This window comes from Streptomyces sp. ISL-66, assembly GCF_018614135.1.
In the GTDB taxonomy this organism is placed as follows: Bacteria; Actinomycetota; Actinomycetes; order Streptomycetales; family Streptomycetaceae; genus Streptomyces.
Genome location: NZ_JAGGOW010000088.1, coordinates 15,213 through 37,857, shown reverse-complemented (window position 1 = coordinate 37,857; position 22,645 = coordinate 15,213). Strand labels below are relative to the sequence as shown.

The window sequence follows — 22,645 nt, the reverse complement described above, 5'->3', positions numbered from 1 at the left end:
CGGCGGCCGCGTCCGCCGCGGCGGACGTGGCCGCCTTGTCGGCCGCGTACGCCGCGGCCGACGCGTACCGCGACGAGGGCGCGCTGCTGACGGCGGCGCTCCAGCTCGGCAGCGCGCTGCGCACGGTGGAGCTGGCGGTGCGCCACGCCAAGGAGCGCGAGCAGTTCGGGCAGCCGATCGGGGCGTTCCAGGCGGTCAAGCACCTGTGCGCGCAGATGCTGGTGCGGGCCGAGGTGGCCCGTACGGCGGTCTACGCGGCCGCGGTGACGGGTGATCCGGGCGAGGTGGCGGGGGCGAAGCTGCTGGCCGACGGGGCCGCGGTGCGCAACGCCCGGGACTGCCTGCAGGTGCACGGCGGGATGGGCTTCACCTGGGAGGCGGACGTGCACCTGCACCTGAAGCGGGCCTGGGTGCGGGCGGAGCAGTGGCGCACGGCGGCGCAGGCCGAGGAGGTGCTGGCGGCGGAGCTCTTGGCGGCGCAGCCGCTCGGGGCCGGCCCGCCGGGGGCCGAGCCGCTGTCGGGGGCGGGCTGACCGGGGCCGGCCGCCGGAGGTCGTCCGGCGTAGCTCGCTGTGACGGGCGGGCGGGCCCGGCGGGCCCGGCGGGCACGGTGGGGACGGCGCGGGACGCATTTCCGATTACGGAGAGTTGATATCGGTTTGTGTCCTTCGCTCGCCCCCTTGCGGCCCGGTCTCGGGGGGTGGCTCCGGTACGCTCCCGGGAATGCGAGCGGTTGAGCGGCGCGAGCGCCGCACAGTATGCACCACGCCTACTCCTTCGCGCTGGAATATGCCCGAAGCGCTTGTTGTGGTGACTGTAGGTCAACCATGCTGCTCCGCAAGGGGGTCACGGTCGGTGACCCCGTCCTGTCGCGAGGCGAAGTGTCCGCCGGTTCGGATGGTGTGAGCGGTGCAGGTGCTTCAGGTGCAGCTGGAGGTAGGTCCGGACCCCGCCGAGGTGGGCCGGGCCCGCCGGTGGGCCCGCTCACGGCTGGCGGGTTCGGGCATAGGGGATGACGAGCCGCTCGCCGAGACGCTGATCCTGCTGATCTCCGAGCTGGTCACCAACGCCGTCGTGCACACCGGCTGTCCGGCCGTGCTGCGCATGCTCTTCGGAGAGCCGGGGGTCCGGGTCGAGGTCGCCGACGCGAGCGACCGGGCGCCGGCCCGGCGGCAGGCCGCCGGGGACGACACGGGCGGGCGCGGCCTGGAGCTGGTGGACGGGCTCGCGGACCGCTGGGGGTGGCAGCCCGAGGGCGCCGGGAAACGGATCTGGTGCGAGGTCGACCGGGCGGAGAAGGCCGTGGGGGACTGCGCTTCGGACTGTGCGTCGGACGGGCCCGAAATCCCCGCGTCGATCCGGGAACCGCGCGTGTACCTCTAACGAGGTGTTGACGACTCGTCACCTGTTGATCACCCTTGTGTTGAGCGATTCGTCGCGAGGGGACGCCAAGGGTCCTTGCCTTGACGAGTGCGGGTCGTGGGGTGGCGGCTGCCGTGCCGCGCTCGGGGCGTGCATGCGCGCTGCCGCCACCCACAGCTTCTCCTTCTGGGGCGGGCCGGAGTTGGGAGCCCGGCGGAACCGCTCAGGCGGGCAGGAAGAAGCCGGTCACGTCGGCGAGGAGGCCGTCCCGGTGTACCGCGCTGCTCACGCCCGCCATGAATGCCCCGCCGTCCGCGCCGACCTGGGTCCAGCGGGCCAGTGACCGGCCGTGGTGGTCGAAGACCTCGTCGATGCGGAAGCTGTGCCCGGGGAACGCCCCGGCGAAGCCGTTCATGTACGCGTCCAGTTCGGCCAGGCCGGCGACCTCGGTCCCGGGGTCCCGGTAGCTGACGTCGTCCACCGCGACCGCGCCGAGCGCGGCACGTCGTAGCGCGGGGTCGGCCGACCAGCACGCGGCGTACTTCTCCCAGAGCTGCTGTTGGTCACTCATCGCTGTTCCGATCTCTTGGTTCGCTTCACTGTTCCGGCTTGCCTCGCGCCGATCGACGCGAGGGCTCCGTTGGTGATGGTGTGCAGTTTGGCGGCGCCCGTGCCGGACCGGACGAGCACCAGCAGACCTTGGTAGACCGCCAGGAGCTGGGCGGCTGACGTCTCGACGTCGAGTTCTGCGGGCAGCTGCCGCTGGGCGCGGGCGCGCGTCAGTGCGTCGGCGAAACCGGACTCGATCGTCTCCAGCCCCCGGCGCACGCCCGGGGTGGCCTGCGGAACGGTGAACGACTCCACCGCCGTGTTGGTGAGCAGGCACCCGGGATCGGGTTCGGCGCCCGGGCCGGGGCCGGTGTCGAACGCCGACGTGAAGAACGAGCGGATACCGGCCACCGGATCCTTCGCGTCCCGCAGGTGGACGCGGACCCGGCCCTCGACCACCTGCTCGTTGTAGGCGTCCAGCGCGGCGCTGAACAGGCCCTCCTTGCTGTGGAACGCCCGGTACAGGCTGCCCGGATGCATTCCGGTCGCTTCCTCGAGGTCACGGAGCGAGGCGCCGAGATATCCGCGACGACGGAACAACCGCATCGCGGAGGCCAGCACCTCGCCCTGGTCCCAGACCTGCTTGCGGCCCATCCACCCTCCCCCCGTAGTTGAACGATCGCTCACAAAACTAGCACGAGCGGCGCCCTCGCGCCCGTCGACCTCACGGGCCAACTCGGGCCCAGGGCCGCAGCGGCGTGAAACAGCATTCCGTTTTGGCGTGTTCCAGCGCTTGCCGTCTGCTCGTTCCGATGGATCCCGCACCTCCGCATGCACGGCATCAAGATCAATAAAAATCTTCGCCAACGTCAGCTGTCGACTCGTCAGCTTGTGGGTTCCTTTGCGCCCTTGGTGCGGATTATTCGCGCACTAGGGTCCGGATCCTGCCGCGGTCCCGCGGCAGGATCCGGGTGCCGTGACAGACCGGCACCGTAAAAAAGGAACACACGATGAGCGACAACGTGCCTGGGCGGCCTTCGCGCCTCCAGGCGTGGCCGAGAGGCAAGAGACACCTGCGGCAGATAGCCGTGGGCGTCGCCCTGGTCATGTCCGTCACCGCGCTGTACGGGGGCCAAGAGGCCCTCGCCGCGCCGGTGAAGCCCGCCGCCGGGAAGCCCAAGCCCGCCGCGAAGCCGGCCGCCGCCGCCGCGGCGGACATCAAGTCCGCCAAGGTCGCCGCCCGGCTGAACGGCAAGCGGGTCGAAGCGCTCTCGGAACGCACCGAGACCTCCACCACGTGGGTCAACCCGGACGGCACCCTCACCACCGAAATGGCCGCGGGCCCGATCCGGTTCCGTGACGAGGCCACCCACGAGTGGCGCGACGTCGACCTCGATCTGGTCCAGGCGGCCGACGGTTCCGTCGGCCCCAAGGCGCATCCGCGCGGCCTGCGCCTGGGCAAGCCCGGTGGGCAGAAGCTCACCGCGATGGCGGACAACGCCAAGGCCGCCCCGACCGATCTGGTCACGCTCGGCACCGGTGAGGAGCAGATCACCCTCCAGTGGAAGGGCGGCCTGCCCGCCCCCAAGCTGGCGGGCACCAGGGCCACGTACGAGGACGCCGTCCCGCAGGGCGACGTCGTCGTGGAAGCGACCCGTACCGGCTTCGAGCAGTTCGTCGAGGTCAAGAGCAAGCCCGGCGCGGGCTACTCGTACACGCTGCCGATCCGGACCAAGGGCCTGGACGTCGCCCAGCAGGCCGACGGCAGCCTGCTGTTCACGGACAAGAAGAGCAACAAGACCGCCGCGATGCCCGCGCCCATGATGTGGGACGCGACCGTCGACCCGGTCTCCGGTGAGCACACCCACCGGGCCAAGGTCGCGATGAAGGCCGTCAAGACCAGCGGTGGCGTCGATCTGGTGGTGACCCCGGACGCCGGTTTCCTCGCGGACCCGAAGACCGCGTACCCGGTGACCGTCGACCCCTCGACGTCCTCGCTGGGCAGCCTGTTCGACACCTACGTCCAGCAGGGCGAGACGGTCGACTGGTCGGCCGACACCGAGCTGGACCTCGGCAACCCGGGCACGAAGAACGCCGACGGCACCTTCCGTACGGCGCGCTCCTTCATCACCTGGAACACCGCCCCGATCTCCGACGCCCTGGTCTCCAGCGCCAAGCTGTCGCTCTGGAACTTCCACTCGGGCAACACGGACTGCCAGGCCTACCCGTGGGAAGTCTGGTCCGCCGGCGCCGCCACCACGGCGTCCCGCTGGACGAACCAGCCGGCCATGACCACCAAGTACGCGACGTCCACCCAGACCAAGGGCAACCCCACCTGCACGGCGGCCCCCGACGGCTGGATCGACGCGGACGTGACCAGCCTGGTCCAGAGCTGGGCGAGCGCGAAGGCGAACGCCTCCAGCATGGGCCTGCGGGCGTCCAGCGAAGCGGTCACCACGCAGTGGAAGCGGGTCAACTCCGCCAACGCCGCGGCCAACCCGCCCAAGCTCGTCGTCACCTACAACTACCGGCCGCGCACCGGCACCAAGCAGGAGGCCGGACCGCCGTTCTACTCCTACGGCGGCGCCTACACGGTCAACACCCTGACGCCGACGCTGCGCGACACCTTCATCGACGCCAACGGCGACAAGGTCGACGGCACCTTCCAGATCTTCGACTCCGCCACCGACACCCAGGTGGGCAACGTCCTCGTCTCGCCGTTCGTGGGATCCGGTGAGGTCGCCTCGGTGACCGTGCCCGCCGGTGTGCTCGCCGAGGGCAAGACGTACAAGTTCCGTACGTCGCCCTACGACGGCACCAGCTACAACCTCGGCTGGTCGGCGTGGAAGACGTTCACCGTCGACACCAAGGCCCCCGCGGCGCCCGTGAAGGTCACCTCCACGGACTATCCGACGGACAAGTGGGTCAAGGGAGCCGGCCAGACCGGCACGTTCACGGTCACCCCGCCGGCCGGCGACCACAACTGGCTGGAGTGGTCCCTGGACGGTGTCAGCTGGACCAAGACCGTCACCGGCGGCGCCGCCGCCGACGTGTCCCTGGCCGTGGCCCCGCCGCGCGACGGCAACCAGACGCTCCAGGTCCGCGCGGTGGACAAGGCCGACAACAAGTCGGAGCCGGTGCAGTACGCGTTCCACGCCGGTCCGGGCGGTTTCGCCCAGCCCGGTGAGGGCGAGCGCACGGCGCGCAGGCTTCCGCTGGTCGCCGAGGCCGACTCCACCAAGTACGACCAGGTGTCCTTCTCCTGGCGCCGCTCCGACGCCGACCCGTGGGTCCAGATCCCCGCGGGCGACGTCACCAAGGACGGCCAGGCACTCGCCGGCTGGCCGGTTCCGCTCACGGGCGGAAAGAACGCGCCCCTGGTGTGGAACGCGATCAACACGGTCGACCCGGACGGCAGCGTCAAGATCAAGGCCGACTTCACCGGCCCCAACAGCGCCTCCGGCAGCACCAACGCGCTGTCGGTCGTCGTCAACCGCAACGGTGACGACGCCGCCGGGACGGACATCGGTCCCGGTTCGCTGAACCTGCTCACCGGTGACTTCACGATGTCCAGCCAGGACGCCTCCTCGTACGGCATCTCGGTCGGCCGCACCGCCTCCTCCCGCGATCCGCAGGCGGCCGCGAAGCTTGTGGGCACGGACGGCGGCCAGGTGCCGATCTTCGGCAAGGAATGGCTCTACGGAGCGGCTTCCACCCAGGTCAGCAGCCCGTACGGGTCCCTCGTCAAGACGTCCGCCACCTCCCTGAGCATCAGGATGATCGCGGACGACACCCAGTACCACTTCACCGCGAACCAGGCCAAGACCGCCTGGATCCCCGAGGCCTGGCTGTCCGACTACACCCTCACCGGGGACTTCGGCGGGAACTTCACCCTGCGGGACAACGCCGGGCGCGTCACCACCTTCGTACCGGTGGAATCCCCGAACCCGCAGACGTGGCGCGCCTCCACCTCGTACGTGGACGGCCTGAACAACTCGACCACCACTACGGTCACCGAGTCGGTCCAGTCCGGCGGCAAGACGGTGGTCCGGCCGAAGCTGGTCATCGCCCCGACCTCGGCCGTGACGGCCGCGGCCTGCCAGGCGGCTCCCGCCACCAAGGGCTGCCGCGCCGTCGAGTTCGTGTACGCCGACACCACCACCGCGACCGCCGCCGTCTTCGGCGACTTCGCCGGCCAGGTGCGTGAGGTCCGCCAGTGGGCGACCGATCCCGGCGCCGCCTCGGCGACCGCGGTGGCGGTGTCCACGTACCGGTACGACGACCAGGGCCGGCTGCGCCAGCAGTGGGACCCGCGGCTGCCGCAGCCGACGCCGACCGAGTACGGCTACGACTCCGCCGGACGCGTCGTGACGTACCAGACCAAGGGCGAGAAGCCCTGGACGCTCACCTACGCCAAGGTCGGCGCGACCGGGGCCGACGGCATGCTCACCAGCGTCCGCCGGGCCGCCCTCGCGCCCGGCTCCGTCTCGACCGAGCAGGGCGAGTCGGCCTCCACCGTCGTCTACGACGTCCCGACGACGGGCGCCGCGGCCCCGTACAAGATGGGCGCGGCCGACGTGCTGGCCTGGGGCCAGACCAACGTGCCGAGCGACGCGACGGCGGTCTTCCCGGCCGACTCCGTGCCCTCGGGCAACTCCGGCGCCGCGCTCGGCGCGGGCGACTACACCCGGGCCACCGTCCACTACCTCGGCGTCTCCGGCCAGCCGGTCAACACCGCGGCTCCCGGCGGCTCCGTCACCACCACCGAGAACGACCGCTTCGGCAACACGGTGCGCCAGCTCTCCGCGGCGAACCGCTCCATGGCGCTGGGCCTGACCGCCGCGGACCGGACGGCACTGGCCGCCCTCGGCGTCGACGGCCTGTCCACGGCCGAACGGGCCGAACTGCTCTCGGTGCGCAAGGTCTACAGCGCGGACGGAGGCCGTGAGCTGCAGGCCTTCGGCCCGCTGCGGCGCGTCGACCTGACGGCCGACCTCAAGTCGGGCGCCACCACGCTCGTCGCTTCGGGGACTCCGGTCACCGCCCGCCCGTGGACGGTGACCGCCTACGACGAGGGCCGCCCCACCGACGGCTCGGCGGCGATCGAGGGACAGGTCACCACCGTCACCGACGGTGCGCAGGTACGGGAGTACCCCGGTGTCATGGGCGAGGCCCAGATCACCAAGACCGAGGTCGACTGGGTCAAGGGCCTGCCCACCAAGTCCGTGGAGGACCCGGCGGGCCAGGCACTGACCACGCAGACCGAGTACGACGCCCAGGGCCGGGTCTCCCGGCAGATCCTGCCGGGAGCCACCGCGACGGAGGCGACCAGCCGGTTCTCCACATACTGGTCGGCCACCGGCACCGGCACCTGCCAGGGCCGTCCCGAATGGGCCGACCTGCTGTGCTCGACCGGCCCGTCCGGAGCGATCACGGGCGGCGGCACCAACCCCGCCCAACTGCCCACCAGCACCTACGAGTACGACCGCTGGGGCAACGTCACCAAGACCACCGAGACCGCCAACGGCGTCACGCGCACCAACACCACGGCCTTCGACGCCGCGGGCCGCGCGGCGACCTCCAAGGTCACCGGCGGACTCGGCCAGGCCGTTCCCGACGTCACCAACGAGTACGACCCGGTCTCCGGCCGTCTGCTGAAGACGACCGCGGCCGGCGCTTCCGTCGCCCGCGCCTACGACAAGCTCGGCCGGCAGATCTCCTACTCCGACGCCGACGGCGGGACGACCACCTCCGAGTACGACCAGCTCGACCGGCCCGTCAAGGTCAGCGACAGCGTGCCGTCCTCGGTCACGTACACCTACGACCACGCCGCCGAGCCGCGCGGCCTCGCGGTGAAGGCCACCGACTCCGTCGCGGGCGCGTTCAGCGCCACCTACAACGCCGACGGAGCCCTGGTCAGCGAGAAGCTGCCCGGCGGCTACACCATGAACCAGACGCGCGACGCGGGCGGCGACGTCACCGTCCGCTCGTACCTGCGCGACAGCGACGGCGTGGCCGTCCTGTCCGACACGGTCGCGCACTCCGCGCACGGCCAGCTCACCCGGCACACCGGCTGGTCCGACCAGGTCTACCGCTATGACGGAGCCGGCCGGATCGCGAGCGTCCAGGACACCGCGGACACCGTCTGCACCATGCGCTCGTACACCTTCGACAAGCGGGCCAACCGGACCGGTCTGACCACGGCCACGGCCGCGCCCGGTACCGATTGCCCCACCTCGGGAGGCACCACCGCCACGCAGGCCTTCGACAGCGCCGACCGCCTGGTCTCCGCCGGCTACACCTACGACGCCTTCGGCCGCACCACCGCCTTCAACGGCGGGGCCACGGCGGGCTACTACGCCAACGACCTGGTGTACCAGCAGACCGGCAACGGCAGCCGCCAGACGTGGCTGCTGGACCCGGCCTACCGCTTCCGCTCCACCCTCGTGGAGAGCGGCAGCGGCACGACCTGGACGCAGACCGCGTCCCGCGTCAACCACTACGGCGACGACGGCGACAGCCCCCGCTGGATCACGGAGAACACCGGCGGCGCCGTCAGCCGCGTCGTCGAGTCCCTCGGCGGCTCCATGGGGGCGATCACCAGCAAGACCGGTGACATCGTCCTGCAGATGTCCAACATCCACGGGGACGTCGCACTCCAGCTGCCGCTGGACACCTCGGTGGCTCCCACGGCGCTGGACAACGACGAGTACGGCAACCCGCGCAGCGGCCAGGCCGCGGTGCGCTACGGCTGGCTGGGCGAGAAGCAGCGCTCCGCCGAGACGCCCTCCGGCGTCATCCTGATGGGCGCCCGCCTGTACAACCCCTCGACGGGCCGCTTCCTGTCCCTGGACCCGGTGTACGCGGGCAGTGCCAACGCCTACGAGTACTGCTCGGGCGACCCGGTCAACTGCACCGACCTGGACGGGCGCTGGAGCCGTTCGAAGACCTGGTCCTACTCGTGGGGCCGGCTCACGGCGAGCTACTGGGCGCCGGGCGGCTGGGGCACCGGCTGGGGCGGGGTCAACGTCACCGTCGTGGTCAACAAGCGCAACACCTGGCGGATCGGCAACTACAGCTGGTTCATCTACGGGGTCATCGGAGCGGTGGCGGCGATCCTGTCCGTCATCTTCGTCCCGGCGGCGCCCATCATCATCATCCTGTCCTCGATCCTCACGCTCATCCTGCTGACGATCCAAGCCGTCGCGTACTGGGCGTCGAACCGGGGAGAATGCCTGCACTTGAACATGGGCGCGAGCATCTGGAACAAGTGGTGGGTGCCGCGGTACATGGTGGGCAGGTACGCGTACCCCTGGCGCGGCCGCTGCTGAGACCCGCCCATCACCGACCAGTTCTTCCGCACCTCGACACCGTTCGGAGCCGGACCACATGACCAGTACGAGCAAGCGTGACCAACACCGGCGCGCGGCTCTCGCCCTCGCATCGATGGGCTGCCTCTACGTCGTGGTGGGCATCCCGCTCACCTTCGTCAACGGGCGCGCCTTCGGCGCCCCGCTGTTCTGGCTGGCGGCGCTGAGCTTCGCCGCCGGCTGGCTGGTGGAGCGCAGGACTCCGGGGCAGTAGCCGCGGCGGACCGACCGACCGGGCCCCGCACACCGCTTCCGGTGTGCGGGGCTCCGGCGTGTCCGGGGAACTGTGCTTCTTGCGGGCGATCGCAGTCGGTGCGCACCGGTCCGCGGCCGGCCGTCGGGGCGCCGGCCGCGCGTCAGAGGATGGCGATCGGGGCCACCGGGGTGCCGACCGCGCCGACGAAGGGTTCCGGCATGGCGGAGAGGAGGAACGCGTAGCGGTTCTCTTGCGCACAGGCTGTGGACAACTTTTCGAGGTTCCAGTTCTGGCCCTGGTGCATGCCCATCTCGACCAGGTCCAGCGCGTGCACCGGAAGCCACAGGTCCTCGATCTCCGGCGGGAAGATCTCGAAGGTCAGGGTGTCGTTCGCGACGGCCGCCACGTCCCGCCCGTGGAACCACTCGGGCGTGCGGACGGACAGGCCGGGCGAGGGATAACCGTAGCCGTGCTTGTCGCCCGCCAGGTACACCTGGACCTGCCCGGTGCGCACCAGCACGATGTCGCCCGCGCGGACGGTGACGCCGCCGAACTCCTCGGCCTCCGCGAGGTCCTCCGGGGTCACGGCGTGAGCGCCGGGGAGGCGGTCCAGGCCCTTCGCGCGGGCCACGTCCAGCAGGACGCCGCGCGAGACGATGTGCCCGGCCTTGTCGATGCCGCTGAACTCGGCGCGCCCGTGGGCCGTGATCGTGCCGGCCGGCCGGCCGTTGTAGATCTTCCCGGAGTGCGAGACGTGCGTGAGCGCGTCCCAGTGGGTACCTGCCTGGAGCCCGAAGGTCACGGCGTCGTCGCTGCAGGCCACCGTGCCCGGGCCGAAGAGCTCCTGGTTGATCTGCACCATCGTGTGCAGCGGGTTGATCCGGCCGGGGATCATGCCGGACTGCACCCCGTCCTCCTTGAGCGGCAGGGCGAGCGGTATCCGGCGGCCCGTGCGGATCTCGGCCGCGGCGGCCCGTACGACCTCGTCGGTGATGAGGTTCAGGGTGCCGATCTCGTCGTCGGCGCCCCAGCGGCCCCAGTTGTTGACGCGCTTGGCGATGTCCTGGAACTCGGCGGGCATGCCCATGGATCCCATCAGCTCCTCGCATGAGAGAGACGTTCCCTACGTGAACTAGGGCTTGTGTTCCTGCATCCGCCTGCCCATAGAATCTAACGGTCCGTCAGAAATCGCGGGAAGGGGCCGGACGTGGGGAACTTCTTGGCAGGCAAAGTCGTCGCCGTCACAGGCGCCGGCCGGGGCATCGGCCGGGCCGTGGCACTCGCCGCGGCCGCCGAGGGCGCCAAGGTCGTCGTCAACGACTACGGAGTCGGCATCGAGGGCGGGGAACCGACCAGCGAGATCGCCGAATCCGTGGTGAAGGAGATCACCGCGGCGGGCGGCGAAGCGGTCGCCGTCGCCGACGACATCTCGACCATGGCGGGCGGGCAGCGCATCGTCGACACCGCGCTCGCCCAGTACGGGCGCATCGACGGAGTCGTGTGCGTCGCCGGGATCCTGCGCGAGCGGATGCTGTTCAACATGTCCGAGGAGGAGTGGGACCCGGTGGTCGCCACCCACCTCAAGGGCACCTTCACCGTCTTCCGGGCCGCCTCCGCCGTCATGCGCCGACAGGGCACGGGCACGCTGATCGGCTTCACCAGCGGCAACCACCAGGGCTCGGTCGCCCAGGCCAACTACAGCGCGGCCAAGGGCGGGATCATCTCCCTCGTCCGCTCCGCCGCGCTCGGCCTGGCCAAGTACGGCGTCACCTCCAACGCCGTCGCGCCCGTCGCCCGGACCCGGATGTCGGCCAACGTGCCCATGGAGCTCACGGAGATCGGCGAGCCCGAGGACGTGGCGGCACTCGTCACCTACCTCCTCTCCGACCGGGCCGTCGCCGCCGGCGGCGAGAAGATCACCGGGCAGGTCTACACGATCGCCGGCCCGAAGATCGCCGTCTGGGCCCAGCCGCGCGAACTGCGCGCCGGCTACGCCGAGGGCTCCTGGACCCCCGAGAAGATCGCCGACTTCCTGCCCGGGACGGTCGGCACCGATCCGATGCCGATGCTCGCGCAACTGGAAGCCATGGCCAAGGCGGCGGCCGCCAAGGACCGCCCCAACCAGTAAGGGGGCGGCACGTGGACTTCAGTTTCGGCGCCGAGGACGAAGAGCTGCGCGGCCGCGCCCGGTCGTGGCTCGCGGAGCACCTCGTGGGCCCGTACGCGCAGGCCGTCGGCCTCGGCGGGCCGGGCAGCGAGCACGAGGGGGTCGACGTCCGGCGCGCGTGGGAGCGCGAGCTGGGCCGCGGCGGCTGGATCGGCCTAGGATGGGAGACCCGAGGCCCCGGCGGGGCGTACGGGAACCAGCGGCTCTCCCTGACCGGGCAGGTGGTGTGGGCCGAGGAGTACGCGGCCGCGCGCGCCCCCGCCCGGGTCGGCCACATCGGCGAGAACCTCCTCGCGCCGACCCTGATCGCCCACGGCACCCCGGAGCAGCAGGCCCGCTTCCTCCCCGGCATCGCCCGCGGCGAGGAACTGTGGTGCCAGGGCTACTCCGAACCGGGCGCCGGATCCGACCTCGCGGGCATCCGCACCACGGCGGCGGCGGATCCGGCGGACGGGCTGCTGCGCGTCACCGGGCAGAAGATCTGGACCTCCCTCGCCCAGGACGCCGACTGGTGCTTCGTCCTGGCCCGCACCGAGCCCGGCTCGAAGCGGCACCGGGGACTGTCCTTCCTCCTCGTGGGGATGGACCAGCCGGGGAAGGTCGACGTCCGGCCGATCCGGCAGATGTCGGGGACCTCGGAGTTCAACGAGGTGTTCTTCGACGGGGCCGTCGCCGCCGAGGTCGTGGGCGGGCAGGGCAACGGCTGGACCGTGGCCATGGGCCTGCTCGCACGGGAGCGGGGCGTCTCCACGCTCGTCCAGCAGATCGGCTTCGCGGCCGAACTGGAACGGGTGGTCGCCTCCTACGGGGCCGCCGGCGCGGCCGATCCGGTGCTGCGCGAACGCCTCGTACGGCAGTGGGCGGAGCTGCGCACGATGCGGTGGAACGCCCTGCGGACCCTGGGCTCCCCGCCGCCCTCGTCCCCGCCCTCGTCTCCGCCCTTGTCCCCGGAGGCGCGAGCGGGCGGGAACGCGTCGGGGAACGCCGGCGGGAACGCGTTCGGGAACGCGGGCGGCGGGGACCCGGGCGCGCCGAGCGTGGCGAAGCTGCTGTGGGGCGGCTGGCACCGGCGGCTCGGCGAGCTGGCGGTGGCGGTCCGCGGCGCGGCCGCCACGGCCGGGCCGGGCGACTGGGCGCAGGACACCCCGTACGAACTCGGGCTCGACGAGGAGCAGCGGCTGTTCCTGTTCACCCGCGCCGACACGATCTACGGCGGCTCGGACGAGATCCAGCGCGACATCATCGCCGAGCGCGTGCTCGGCCTGCCTAAGGAGCCCAGGTGAGAGGCGTCGTATTCGACGGCAAGCAGGCCCGAGTGGTCGACGATCTGGAGGTCCGGGACCCGGGGCCGGGCGAAGTGCTGGTGGCGATAGCGGCGGCGGGACTGTGCCACAGCGACCTGTCGGTGATCGACGGGACGATCCCCTTCCCGCCGCCGGTGGTGCTCGGGCACGAGGGCGCGGGCGTGGTGGAGGCGATCGGGTCCGGGGTCACGCACGTGGCGCCCGGGGACCACGTCTCGCTCTCCACGCTCGCCAACTGCGGTGCCTGCGCCGACTGCGACCGCGGGCGGCCGACCATGTGCCGCAAGGCGATCGGGATGCCGGGGCAGCCGTTCTCGCGGGGCGGCGGGCCGATCTTCCAGTTCGCGTCCAACTCCGCCTTCGCCGAGCGCACCGTCGTCAAGGCCGTGCAGGCGGTGAAGATCCCCCGGGACATCCCGCTGACCTCGGCGGCTCTGATCGGCTGCGGGGTGCTGACGGGCGTGGGCGCCGTACTGAACCGGGCGAAGGTGGACCGGGGCGAGACGGTGGTCGTCATCGGCACGGGCGGCATCGGGCTGAACGTGCTCCAGGGCGCGCGGATCGCGGGCGCGACGACCATCGTGGCGGTGGACGCCAATCCGGCGAAGGAGGCGGTGGCCCGCCGGTTCGGCGCCACGCACTTCATCGACGCCTCGGCGGCCGCGGACGCCTCGGCGGCCGTCAGGGAGATCCTGCCGACCGGCGCGGACCACGCCTTCGAGTGCGTGGGCAACGTCAAGCTGATCCGTCAGGCCGTCGACCTGCTGGACCGGCACGGACAGGCCGTCCTGCTCGGCGTGCCCGGCTTCACGGAGGAGGCTTCCTTCCAGGTCTCGTCGATGTACCTGGACAAGACGATCATGGGCTGCCGGTACGGGTCCTCGCGCCCGCAGCGGGACATCGCGCTCTACGCCGAGCTCTACCGGCAGGGCAAGCTGCTGCTCGACGAACTGGTCACGGAGGTCTACCCGGTCGAGGACTTCGCCAAGGCCGTGGACGACGCCCACCACGGGCGGGTGGCGCGCGGGGTGCTGACCTTCTGAGGGCCCCGGCGCAGGCGGGTGCGCGTACGGGGCGGGGTCCCGGCTGCTCCACGGCCGGGGCCCGTTTCCGTGTGCCCGCCTGCCCGTGTGCCTTCTGTCTGCCCGCCCGCCCGCACGCACGCTCGGGTGCCCGCCCGCCCGCCGACCGGGAACGGAGCGGGAGGGGTTCGGGAACGGCGGGAGGGAGGCTGCGACCAGTAGAAGGCCTGCCGACCGGGCGGCCGAGAGAGATGGGGGTCTCGTGGCCAAGTTCGTTCTCGTATCAGGAAGTACGAGCCGGGAGTCCGTGAACGCCGCCGTACTGGCGACCGTGAGCCACCTCCTGGCGGATCTGCCCGGCACCCACGAGGCGGAGCTGCTCCCCATCGCGGAGCTGCCGTTCTACGAGACCGCGCTGGAGCGCGCCGGAGGTTCGGCGGCGGTGCGCCAGGCCAAGAAGGTGGTCGCCGGAGCGGACGTGCTGTTCATCAGCACCCCCTCCTACAACGGCGAGATGCCCGGCGCGCTGAAGAACGCGCTGGACTGGCTGTCCCGGGCCGGCTGCGGCGCGAGCCCCCTGTCCGGCAAGGTGACGGCCGTGACCAGCGCCTCCCCCGGCGCGCGCGGCGCGCTCGACGCCCAGCCCGGGCTGATCGGCGTACTCGGCCGCTGCGGCGCGCGGGTCGTCGAACACGAGCCGGTCGCCGTGGGCGGTACGGGGGGCCTGGCCCTCGAGGACGGCCGCTTCACGGACCCGGAGCTCGTGGCCCGGCTCCGGAGCCTGGCCCTGGCCGCGCTCGCCGAATTCGCCGAACTCGACGCCGTCGACGCGGTCGACGCCGTCGACGCGGTCGACGCCGTCGACGCGGTCGACGCGGTCGACGCGGTCGACGCGGTCGACGCGGTCGACGCGGTCGATGCCGTCGGCGCGGTCGGCGCACGGGTCGAAGCGCTCGTCTGAGAGGGGCTGGACGCGGTGGTGGTGGTGACGGTGGCGGGGGAGACGGACGGTCCGCCGGTGTGCGGCGGCCGCGAGGCCCCGCTGCCCGGGGCGGCGCCGACCGCGCCCGCCCCGTGGGCGCCCCGGCCCGCGACGCAGCGGCTCCGGCTGCGCGTCGTGCGCACGACCGCCCGGGCCATCTCCTGGTACGCCCGCCGCGGCCCTGGGCCCGCACCCACCGCTTCCCGAAGGAATCCCGACATGCAGATGACCAGCGCCGGAACCGCGTCGTGACCGGTCCCCGCTGTACCGGCCGGCTCCTGATGGTGATGCCGTACGAGGAGCTCGTCCGCAAGGCCGTGGAAGCGGGCTTCCGCGTCTGGTCGATCTGGGATCCCAAACTCCGTCCGGCCGCCTACCTCGACCGGGTCGCGGCGAACTCGGAGGAGCTGGCCCTGGCCGACTTCGACGACGAGGCCGCGCTGCGTGCCCTGGTGGCCCGGATGGCCGAGGAGAACTGCGTACAGCACGTCCTGCACCTGGGCGGCGACCAGTCGGGCCCGGCCCCCGTGCCCGCCGGGGCCCGGGCCGAAGCGGAGGCGCTGGGCCTGTCGGCGGGCGGAGAGCAGTCCGTCCGGCTGCTCAACGACCGGAACGCGATGCGCAGGCTGCTCAACCGCAACGGGGTATCGGTCGTTCGCGTCCGGGAAGCCGCGACGTACGGCGAAGTCGGCTCGCTGCTCCGGGAGTTCGGTCTGCCGGCCGTCGTCAAGCCGGTCAACTCGCCGGACGGGCAGGGGGCCGCGCTGGTCCGTACGGACGCCGACCTCGCGCAGTGGGCCGAGCCGGCCGGGTCCGCCGGGCCCGCCGCGCTCGAAGGGCCCTTCACGGTGGAGGACTTCCTGGAGGGCCCGGAGTTCAGCGTCGAGACCCTGACCGTCGACGGCATGCACCTGGTCGCCGGGATCACCGCCAAGGGCGCCGGCGCGCCCACCGGACCGGCCGGAACGGTTGGACCGGCCGAACCGACCGCCCCGGCCGCTCCGGCCGAACCGACCGGAACCACAGGAGCCACCGGAATCACAGCACCCACCGGAACCACAGGAACCACAGGAACCACCGCACCCACCGGCACGACCGGGCCGGTCCCCGGCCCGGCCCCGCTCGGGGAGGTCGAGGAGGGCGCGATCCGCGCCACCGTCGCCGCCCTGCTCGACCTCGCCGGCTACGAGTTCGGCCCCGCGCACACCGAGGTCGTCCTCACCAGGACCGGGCCCCGCATCCGGGAGTGCCGGGCCCGCCTCGGCGGCGACCGGGATCCCCTGCGCGCGGGGGTGGCCACCGCCGGGCGGATCCCCGGGGCCCACCCCGCGCCGCCAAGCAGCACGTCCACCCCCGCCCCGAAGGAGGCCCTGCGATGACCACGAACAACGTGCCCGCCGATGCCCTGCCGATGGCCGAAGACACCGGCTGGGGCGCCACCCCCGCAGGCCGGGCCCCCACCTCCGGCCCGGCTCCGGTCGTGCGCGTATGACCGTGCTGGTGCTGCACCGGTTCCCGCTCGGACCGTTCCCGTACGACCGGTGGCTGTCGGACTTCGACGGCGGAGTGGTCATGATCGCGGCCCGCGACGCCATCGCGGCGGGCGGCGAGCAGCTCCCGGCAGGGCTGGGCGGCTACCGCCACCTGGAGATCATCGACACCTTCGACGACGGGGAGCTCGTCGACCGGCTGGCCCGAGACCTCGCCTACGAGTACCAGGTCACGCACGTCATCGCCCACCACGAGGCCGATCTGCACCGCGCGGCCGCCCTGCGTGAGAAGTTCGGCCTGCCGGGCCAACTGCCCTCCGGACTCCTGCCGTTCCGGGACAAGGCCCTGATGAAGCGCAAGCTCGCCGCGGCGGGACTCGAAGTCGTCCCGCACGCGCAGGCGGGAACCGCGGCCGAGGTGCGGGCCTTCGGCGCCGCGCACGGCCTGCCGCTGGTCTTCAAGGTCATCGACGGCACCGGCACCGGCTCTCCCGCCGCCGCGGGGCCGCGGATCGCGGGGACCGGGGAGGAGCTGGAGGAGTACCTCGCCGAGGCCTTCCCGGCCGCCGCGGGTCCCCGGGAGGACCTGCTGGTGGAGGCGTACGTGGAGGGCCGGACCTGTCACGTGGACGGGGTGGTCGCGGGCGGCCGCACAGTGATGGCCTGGCCCTCGCGGTACGAGTACGACCCGGTCTCCTTCGGGAGCGGCGACGGGGCCCTCGTGGACCTCACGCTGGCCCCCTCCGACCCGCTGACCCCGCGGCTGCTGGCGCTGGTCGAGGAGGCCCTCGGGGCGCTGGAGGGGCCTGCCGACCACGCCTTCCACGCGAAGGTGTTCCACACCCCCGACGACCGGCTGGTGGTCTGCGAGATCACGGCCAGGCCCGCGGGCGGCCGCGTCCGGGACGTGCTGAGCGCGGTCTTCGGGGTGCATCCGGTGGAGCTGGCGGCCCGCGCCGAGGTGGGCCTGCGGCTGCCGGCCGTGGAGGCCCGCGCGCGGTCGGGCGGGCGGCTGGAGCCCGTCCGGATGGCGGGCCAGGTCCTGATGATGAAACGGACGGGAACGGTCCGCGCAATTCCCCCCACTCCGGAGGAGCCGTGGGTGGAGTTCTACGGGGTCTTCGCGGAGCCGGGAGAGGTGATCGGCGATGCCGAGAACGCCTGCGACTTCCTTGCGGTGGCGGTTCTTTCGGCCCCGACTCGGGCGGAATGTGAGAAACGTCTACGGGCTTTGGGGGCGCATTTTGAGACAGAGTTCGTAATCGGTTGACGCGTTGTCAGCCAACCGGACATCCTGCCTCCGAAACGTGGAATACCCCTGGATCCCGCCCAGTTCCCGTTGTACTGTCCGTGCTTGGTATCGGAGGGGGAACCAATGGGGAACGGTTCCGGGGAACCTCTGGCTTGTCGAAAGCGACACGCAAGGCTTCAAGAAAACAACGGGTGGGGAAAAGAAATGCGTACCAAGCTGGCCGGAATCGTCGGAATCATCACATTGGGCCTGGCGGTCGTACTCGGCATAAGCGGAGACCTGGAATCCAATTCCGCGGACCAGCAGTCGGTACAGGCCGAGGAAGTCGGCCCCCGCACCCCGTCGCCCGCCCCCGCCCCCGGTCTCTGACCCCGGCGTCCGGAACCACGACGTACGGCGGCCCGCCCCCTGACCCGGGGCGGGCCGCCGTCGTGCGTCACCGCGGGGTCACGCGCGTCCGTCGTGCGTCACCGCGGTCCCGGGCCTCACCGCGGGGTCACGCGCGTCCGCCGTGCGTCACCGCGGGTCGCGCGCGTCCTCGGGCACACCCATCGCGTCGAAGCGCTCCGCGGCCCGCGCCCGGTACTCCTCGGCGCGTTCCGTGTCGCCGAGCGCCTCCGAGGCCTGCGCCATTCCGGCGAGGGCGCGGGCCTCCTCCATCCGGTACTCGGCGGCCGCCGCCCGGCGGTGGACGCCTTCGTACAGCTCCAGGGCCCGGGCGGGCTCGCCGCGGGCCAGCCGGAGGTTGCCGATGAGCCGTTCGACCTTGATCTGCCGGGGCGGGGACACCCGGCGCCGTACCAGCTCCATCGCCTGCTCCTCGCACCGCCGGGCCTCGCCCGCCCGCCCGAGGAGGTGGCGGACGTTCGCCATCAGGGCGAACGTGACGGCGAGGTTGTCCGGCTGCCGCGACTCGTCGAAGAACGCCAGCGTCCGTCCGAGGCACTCCTCGGCCTCCGCGACGCGCCCCAGGGCGAGGAGGGCGCTCGCGAGGTCGTTGCGCGCGGCGACCTCGCTGTCCTGGCTGTCCACCTCGGGCGCCAGCTCGACGGCCCGCTGCGCGGCCGCGAGCGCGTCCTTCGGGCGGCCCAGCGACGCGTACGTGGTGCTCAGCGAGCACATGAGGTGCAGTTCGGCCTGCACGTCCCCGGTCTCCTGGTGCACTTCCACGGCCAGTTCCTGGCACCGCAGCCCCTCGGCGAGCTCGCCGATGCTGCTGTGCAGCAGCCCGAGGAGCTCCAGGCAGCTGCCCTCGCCGATGCGTTCGCCTTCGGACCGCGCCAGTTCGAGCGCTTCCTCGGTGAGGGCGATGCCCTCGCGGAACCTGCCGAGCTTCCACAGCGCGGCCACCTGGTTCGTCAGGCTGATCCGCAGCGCCTGTACGTCGCCCAGCCGGCGGGCCGACCGGATGGCGATCTCGCCGACCGTGCGGTAACGCTCCATGTGGCTGCGCATGTTCAGGAAGAAGATCAGGTTCCGGGCCGTGTACACGGCGTGCCGCAGGAAGCCCCGGTCCTCCGCGACGGAGATCGCCGCCGTCACCGCGCCGCCCTCGCGGTCGAACCAGGCGGTGGCCCGGTCCTCGTCCGCCAGCGGGGGAAGCGCCGCCGCGGTGTCCGCCAGGCCCGACGCGTAGGGGGACCGCGCGGGGAACAGCACCGCGCACGCCGCCTCGGTGGCCGCGTAGAAGTAGTCCAGGAGCCGTTCCACCGCCGCCGTGTCGTCCGGCGCGGTCTCCGCGTTGCGCAGGCTCTGCGCGAAGCTGCGGACCAGGTCGTGGAAGGCGTAGTAGCCCAGCTCGTGCTGCTGGACCAGGTGCATGTCCAGGAGGTCCTCCAGGAGGTCCTCCGCGTCGCGGGTGTCCGCGGCGAGCAGGGCCGCAGCCGAGTGGAGGTCGATCTCGGTGCCCGGGTGCAGGCTCAACAGCCGGAAGGCGTCGCGGTGTTCCTCGTCCATCGCCTGGTACGAGAGCCGCAGGGTGGCCGCGACGCTGCGCTCGCCGGAGCTCAGCTCGTCCAGCAGCCGGGTCTCGTCGCCCAGCCGGTCGACCAGGTGCTGCACGGTCCACCGGGAGCGGTTGCGCAGCCGGGCGGTGGCGATGCGCAGGGCCAGCGGCAGGTGGCCGCACAGGGCGGCCAGCGACCGGGCCGCCGCGGGCTCCCGCTCGGTGCGCTCCCGGCCCAGGGTCTCGGTGACCAGCGCCATGCTGTCCTCGGGGGACATCATCCCGATGGAGATCCACTGGGCGCCGTCGAGCTCGACCAGCCGGGCCCGGCTGGTGACCAACACGAGGCAGCCGGGCGAGGCGGGCAGCAGCGGGTGCACCTGGGCGGCGTCGCAGGCGTTGTCGAAGAGGAGCAGCAGCCGGCGGCCGACCAGGGTGGCCCGCCACAGGGCGGCCCGCCCGGCGGGGTCCTCGGGGATCCGGTCGCCGGGCACCCCGAGGGTGCGCAGCAGGCCCGCGATCACCGAGCCGGGCTGGAGCGGCTGCTCGCCGGGGGTGTAGCCGCGCAGGTCGACGTGGAGCTGGCCGTCCGGATACTGCTCGGCCAGCTGGTGGGCGACGCGGACCGCGAGTGCGGTCTTGCCGGTGCCACCCATGCCGTCGACGGCGACGATCCGAGTGCGGGCGTCGGCGTCGTCGGTACCGTCCGCGTGTCCGTGTCCGTGTCCGTGTCCGTGGCCGTGCCCGTGCCCGTGCAGGTGTCCGTGCCCGTTCCCGGCGGCGGCCAGCAGGGAGGCCAGTTCCCGGCTGCGGCCGCTGAAGTCGGCGAGGTCGTAGGGGAGGGTGCAGGGCGCGGCGCCGGGGGCGGGACCGGCGGCGCTGCGGGCGGCCGGGTCCGGGGCCGGGTCCGGCGCCGCGGGCGGGTCCGGATCCGGTCCTGCGGAGTCGGAGGGAGCCGCCGATGCCCGGGCGGGAGTACGGGAGGCGTCGCTGGCGGCGGCCGGCGCCGTCCGCTCCGGGGGTTTGGGGCCCGCGAGTTCCGGGCTGTCCCGCAGGATGCCCTCGTAGAGCCGGGTGAGCCGGGGTCCGGGGTCGACGCCGAGTTCCTCGACGAGGAGTTCGCGGACCCGGCCGAACTCCTCCAGGGCCTCGGCCTGGCGTCCCGAGCGGTACAGGGCGAGCATCAGGTGGCCGCGCAGGTTCTCCCGCAGCGGATGGGAGGAGACCAGTTCGCGCAGGTCGCCGACGAGCTCGGCGCTCTCGCCGTGCTCCAGACGGAGCTGGAAGAGCTGTTCGGCGGCGGTCAGCCGGCGCTCTTCGAGGGCGGTGGCCGCGGCTTCGACGACCGGGCCGCCGGCGCCGGACAGGACGGGCCCCCGCCACAGTCCCAGTGCGGTGCGCAGTTCGGTCTCGGCGTCGCAGGGGCGTCCGGCGGCCAGTGCCTCGCGGGCCAGCCGGGTGTGCAGCTGGAAGAGGGAGAGGTCGAGCTGCCCGTCTTCCAGGACGGCCCGGTAGCCGGGACCGTCGGTGGTGATGAGGTCGCTTCCGCCGGGTATCCGCCGGCGGAGGTCGGCGACCGCCTTGCGGATCTGGTGCGAGGCGGTGGTGGGGGGTTCGTCCTCCCAGGCGGCTTCCACGAGCCGGGTGACGGGAACGACGCGGCCCGGTTCCAGAAGCAAAGTGGCAAGCACTCTTTCCTGGATGGGACCGCCGAGTCTCAGCCGGTTTCCACCGGACCAGGCCTCCAATGAGCCAAGGAGGTTGAACCTCACCTTCGTATCGTTTTGCTCCGCCATGTCCCCCACCAGTCGTACGCGCAAACCCCCAGGCAGAGGCCTCGCATGGTAAGAGACTAAAGGGTTCCGGGTGGGAGCGGTACTGGTCCGGGAGGCGTTCGGGGAGCCCGGAATGGAGGCTTCACGGGTCGGTGGAACCGCGTACGGACGGAGTGCCCGGGAAGGATTTCAGACGGCTCGACGGGTCCCGGGCGAGTGCTTCGCAGACGTTCGCATTGCGTAGGTTCGTCCCCGGATCCGGTCCGGCGCGCGGGGAGCGGCTCAGTCGGCGAAGCGCCCGAAGCGGCCCTTGTGGAAGAGGAGCGGGTCGCCTTCGCCGGCCGCGCCCATGGCCTCGACCTTGCCGACGACGATGAGGTGGTCCCCGCCGGTGTGCACGGCGTGGATCCGGCAGTCGATCCACGCGGGGACCGCGTCGAGCTGAGGTGATCCGGTGGCCGGGGCGGGTGTGTGCGCGACCCCGGCGAACTTGTCCGCGCCGCTGACGGCGAACGCGCGGCACAGCGGGCCCTGGTCGGCGCCGAGGATGTTGACGCAGAACACCCCGGCGCGCGCGATGCGGGGCCAGGTGGTCGACGTCCGGGCCACCATGAAGGTGACCAGCGGAGGGTCCAGGGAGAGCGAGGCGAAGGACTGGCAGGCGAAGCCGGCCGGGCCCTCGTCGTCCGCGCCGGACGGGGCGGTGATGATCGTGACCCCGCTGGCGAAGTTCCCCAGTACGGCCCGGAATTGCGCGGGGCTGACGGGCGCGCGCTCGTCCTCGCCGACGGCCCGCAGGGCGGGGCGCGGAGTCGGGTCGACACGGCCGGGTGCCGGCTCCGGCTCCGTCGCGGCGGAGGTGGGTGAGCCGGCGGATCTGAGGTATCGGACGACGGTGGCCGCCATCCCTGCGTGTCCCATCACACGACCGATTGAAGCTGACGGGGCGTCAGATGGGAAGGGCGGTGTAGGGTCGGGATCAATTGAACGCGTTCAATTGATGTCGGGGGGTAGTCATGGGAGACCGGACGCGCACAGCGGGACAGCAGGGGGCCGAGGTGCGGAGCGAGTGGAGCGCCCTCGCGCCCGGCGCCGAAACGGTCGCGGCCGTGCAGTTCGCGCTGGCGGGGATCTTCTGGATCGTCACCATCGACACGTGGGACGACTACGGCACGGGCTACGGCGGCGCCCCCGCCCTCATCGGCCTGCTCTGCATGTGCGCCTTCGCCCC

Annotated in this window: 17 protein-coding genes; 12 read left to right on the top strand and 5 right to left on the bottom strand. The window is 72.3% G+C overall.

Going from position 1 to position 22,645, the window contains the following annotated elements; all coding sequences use genetic code 11:
* Together J7E97_RS17705 and J7E97_RS17700 are read left to right on the top strand one after the other, a co-directional pair.
* The coding region (locus J7E97_RS17705; RefSeq protein ID WP_285428341.1) for an acyl-CoA dehydrogenase family protein at window positions 1-533 on the top strand (533 nt) is incomplete at its 5' end.
* A 376-nt stretch (window positions 534-909) separates the two neighbouring features.
* On the top strand, window positions 910-1,383 hold the full coding sequence (locus J7E97_RS17700) for an ATP-binding protein (protein ID WP_308346560.1): 474 nt from the start codon (window positions 910-912) through the stop codon (window positions 1,381-1,383).
* Between the two features lie 202 nt (window positions 1,384-1,585).
* Here J7E97_RS17700 and J7E97_RS17695 read toward each other — a convergent pair whose 3' ends face one another.
* Window positions 1,586-1,933, bottom strand: a complete 348-nt coding sequence (locus J7E97_RS17695) for a nuclear transport factor 2 family protein (RefSeq protein ID WP_215028164.1) — start codon at window positions 1,931-1,933, stop codon at window positions 1,586-1,588.
* Entirely contained in the window at window positions 1,930-2,565 is a 636-nt protein-coding gene (locus tag J7E97_RS17690; RefSeq protein ID WP_215028162.1) for a TetR/AcrR family transcriptional regulator, read from the bottom strand. The genes J7E97_RS17695 and J7E97_RS17690 overlap by 4 nt, the downstream gene beginning before the upstream one ends.
* Window positions 2,566-3,017: 452 nt before the next feature.
* Here J7E97_RS17690 and J7E97_RS17685 point away from each other — a divergent pair, with 452 nt between their 5' ends.
* Both J7E97_RS17685 and J7E97_RS17680 read left to right on the top strand, forming a co-directional pair.
* The gene (locus J7E97_RS17685) at window positions 3,018-9,242 is read left to right on the top strand and encodes a DNRLRE domain-containing protein (RefSeq protein ID WP_215028170.1); all 6,225 of its coding nucleotides are present in this window, start codon (window positions 3,018-3,020) and stop codon (window positions 9,240-9,242) included.
* A gap of 58 nt (window positions 9,243-9,300) precedes the next feature.
* Window positions 9,301-9,495: a hypothetical protein gene (locus J7E97_RS17680; RefSeq protein ID WP_215028160.1), complete on the top strand. Its 195-nt coding sequence runs from the start codon at window positions 9,301-9,303 to the stop codon at window positions 9,493-9,495.
* 142 nt (window positions 9,496-9,637) lie between these two features.
* Here J7E97_RS17680 and J7E97_RS17675 read toward each other — a convergent pair whose 3' ends face one another.
* The gene (locus J7E97_RS17675; protein ID WP_215028158.1) at window positions 9,638-10,564 is read right to left on the bottom strand and encodes a cyclase family protein; all 927 of its coding nucleotides are present in this window, start codon (window positions 10,562-10,564) and stop codon (window positions 9,638-9,640) included.
* Between the two features lie 120 nt (window positions 10,565-10,684).
* On the opposite strand from J7E97_RS17675, the gene J7E97_RS17670 reads away from it, so the two are divergent.
* The 8 genes from J7E97_RS17670 (at window position 10,685) to J7E97_RS17630 (ending at window position 18,063) form a co-directional block, all read left to right on the top strand.
* Window positions 10,685-11,605, top strand: coding sequence for an SDR family NAD(P)-dependent oxidoreductase (locus J7E97_RS17670; RefSeq protein ID WP_215028156.1), 921 nt, complete (start codon window positions 10,685-10,687; stop codon window positions 11,603-11,605).
* An 11-nt stretch (window positions 11,606-11,616) separates the two neighbouring features.
* Entirely contained in the window at window positions 11,617-12,927 is a 1,311-nt protein-coding gene (locus J7E97_RS17665; RefSeq protein ID WP_215028154.1) for an acyl-CoA dehydrogenase family protein, read from the top strand.
* Window positions 12,924-13,991: a Zn-dependent alcohol dehydrogenase gene (locus tag J7E97_RS17660; protein ID WP_215028152.1), complete on the top strand. Its 1,068-nt coding sequence runs from the start codon at window positions 12,924-12,926 to the stop codon at window positions 13,989-13,991. The genes J7E97_RS17665 and J7E97_RS17660 overlap by 4 nt, the downstream gene beginning before the upstream one ends.
* A gap of 241 nt (window positions 13,992-14,232) precedes the next feature.
* Window positions 14,233-14,931 (top strand): NADPH-dependent FMN reductase, encoded by a 699-nt coding sequence (locus tag J7E97_RS17655; protein WP_215028151.1) that lies wholly within the window; start codon window positions 14,233-14,235, stop codon window positions 14,929-14,931.
* A gap of 15 nt (window positions 14,932-14,946) precedes the next feature.
* A complete protein-coding gene (locus tag J7E97_RS17650) occupies window positions 14,947-15,204 on the top strand; it encodes a hypothetical protein (protein ID WP_215028149.1) in 258 nt (85 codons plus the stop codon).
* Window positions 15,201-16,331 carry a phosphoribosylglycinamide synthetase gene (locus tag J7E97_RS35900; protein ID WP_308346559.1) on the top strand — a complete coding sequence of 377 codons (1,131 nt, stop codon included), beginning with the start codon at window positions 15,201-15,203 and terminating at the stop codon, window positions 16,329-16,331. The genes J7E97_RS17650 and J7E97_RS35900 overlap by 4 nt, the downstream gene beginning before the upstream one ends.
* Window positions 16,332-16,440: 109 nt before the next feature.
* Window positions 16,441-17,712: a hypothetical protein gene (locus J7E97_RS17635; protein WP_215028147.1), complete on the top strand. Its 1,272-nt coding sequence runs from the start codon at window positions 16,441-16,443 to the stop codon at window positions 17,710-17,712.
* A 186-nt stretch (window positions 17,713-17,898) separates the two neighbouring features.
* Window positions 17,899-18,063 (top strand): hypothetical protein, encoded by a 165-nt coding sequence (locus J7E97_RS17630; protein WP_215028145.1) that lies wholly within the window; start codon window positions 17,899-17,901, stop codon window positions 18,061-18,063.
* Window positions 18,064-18,210: 147 nt separating this feature from the next.
* Here J7E97_RS17630 and J7E97_RS17625 read toward each other — a convergent pair whose 3' ends face one another.
* Window positions 18,211-21,435, bottom strand: coding sequence for an AfsR/SARP family transcriptional regulator (locus J7E97_RS17625; RefSeq protein WP_215028143.1), 3,225 nt, complete (start codon window positions 21,433-21,435; stop codon window positions 18,211-18,213).
* A gap of 261 nt (window positions 21,436-21,696) precedes the next feature.
* Window positions 21,697-22,335: a flavin reductase family protein gene (locus J7E97_RS17620; protein ID WP_374224173.1), complete on the bottom strand. Its 639-nt coding sequence runs from the start codon at window positions 22,333-22,335 to the stop codon at window positions 21,697-21,699.
* Window positions 22,336-22,645 lie beyond the last annotated feature (310 nt).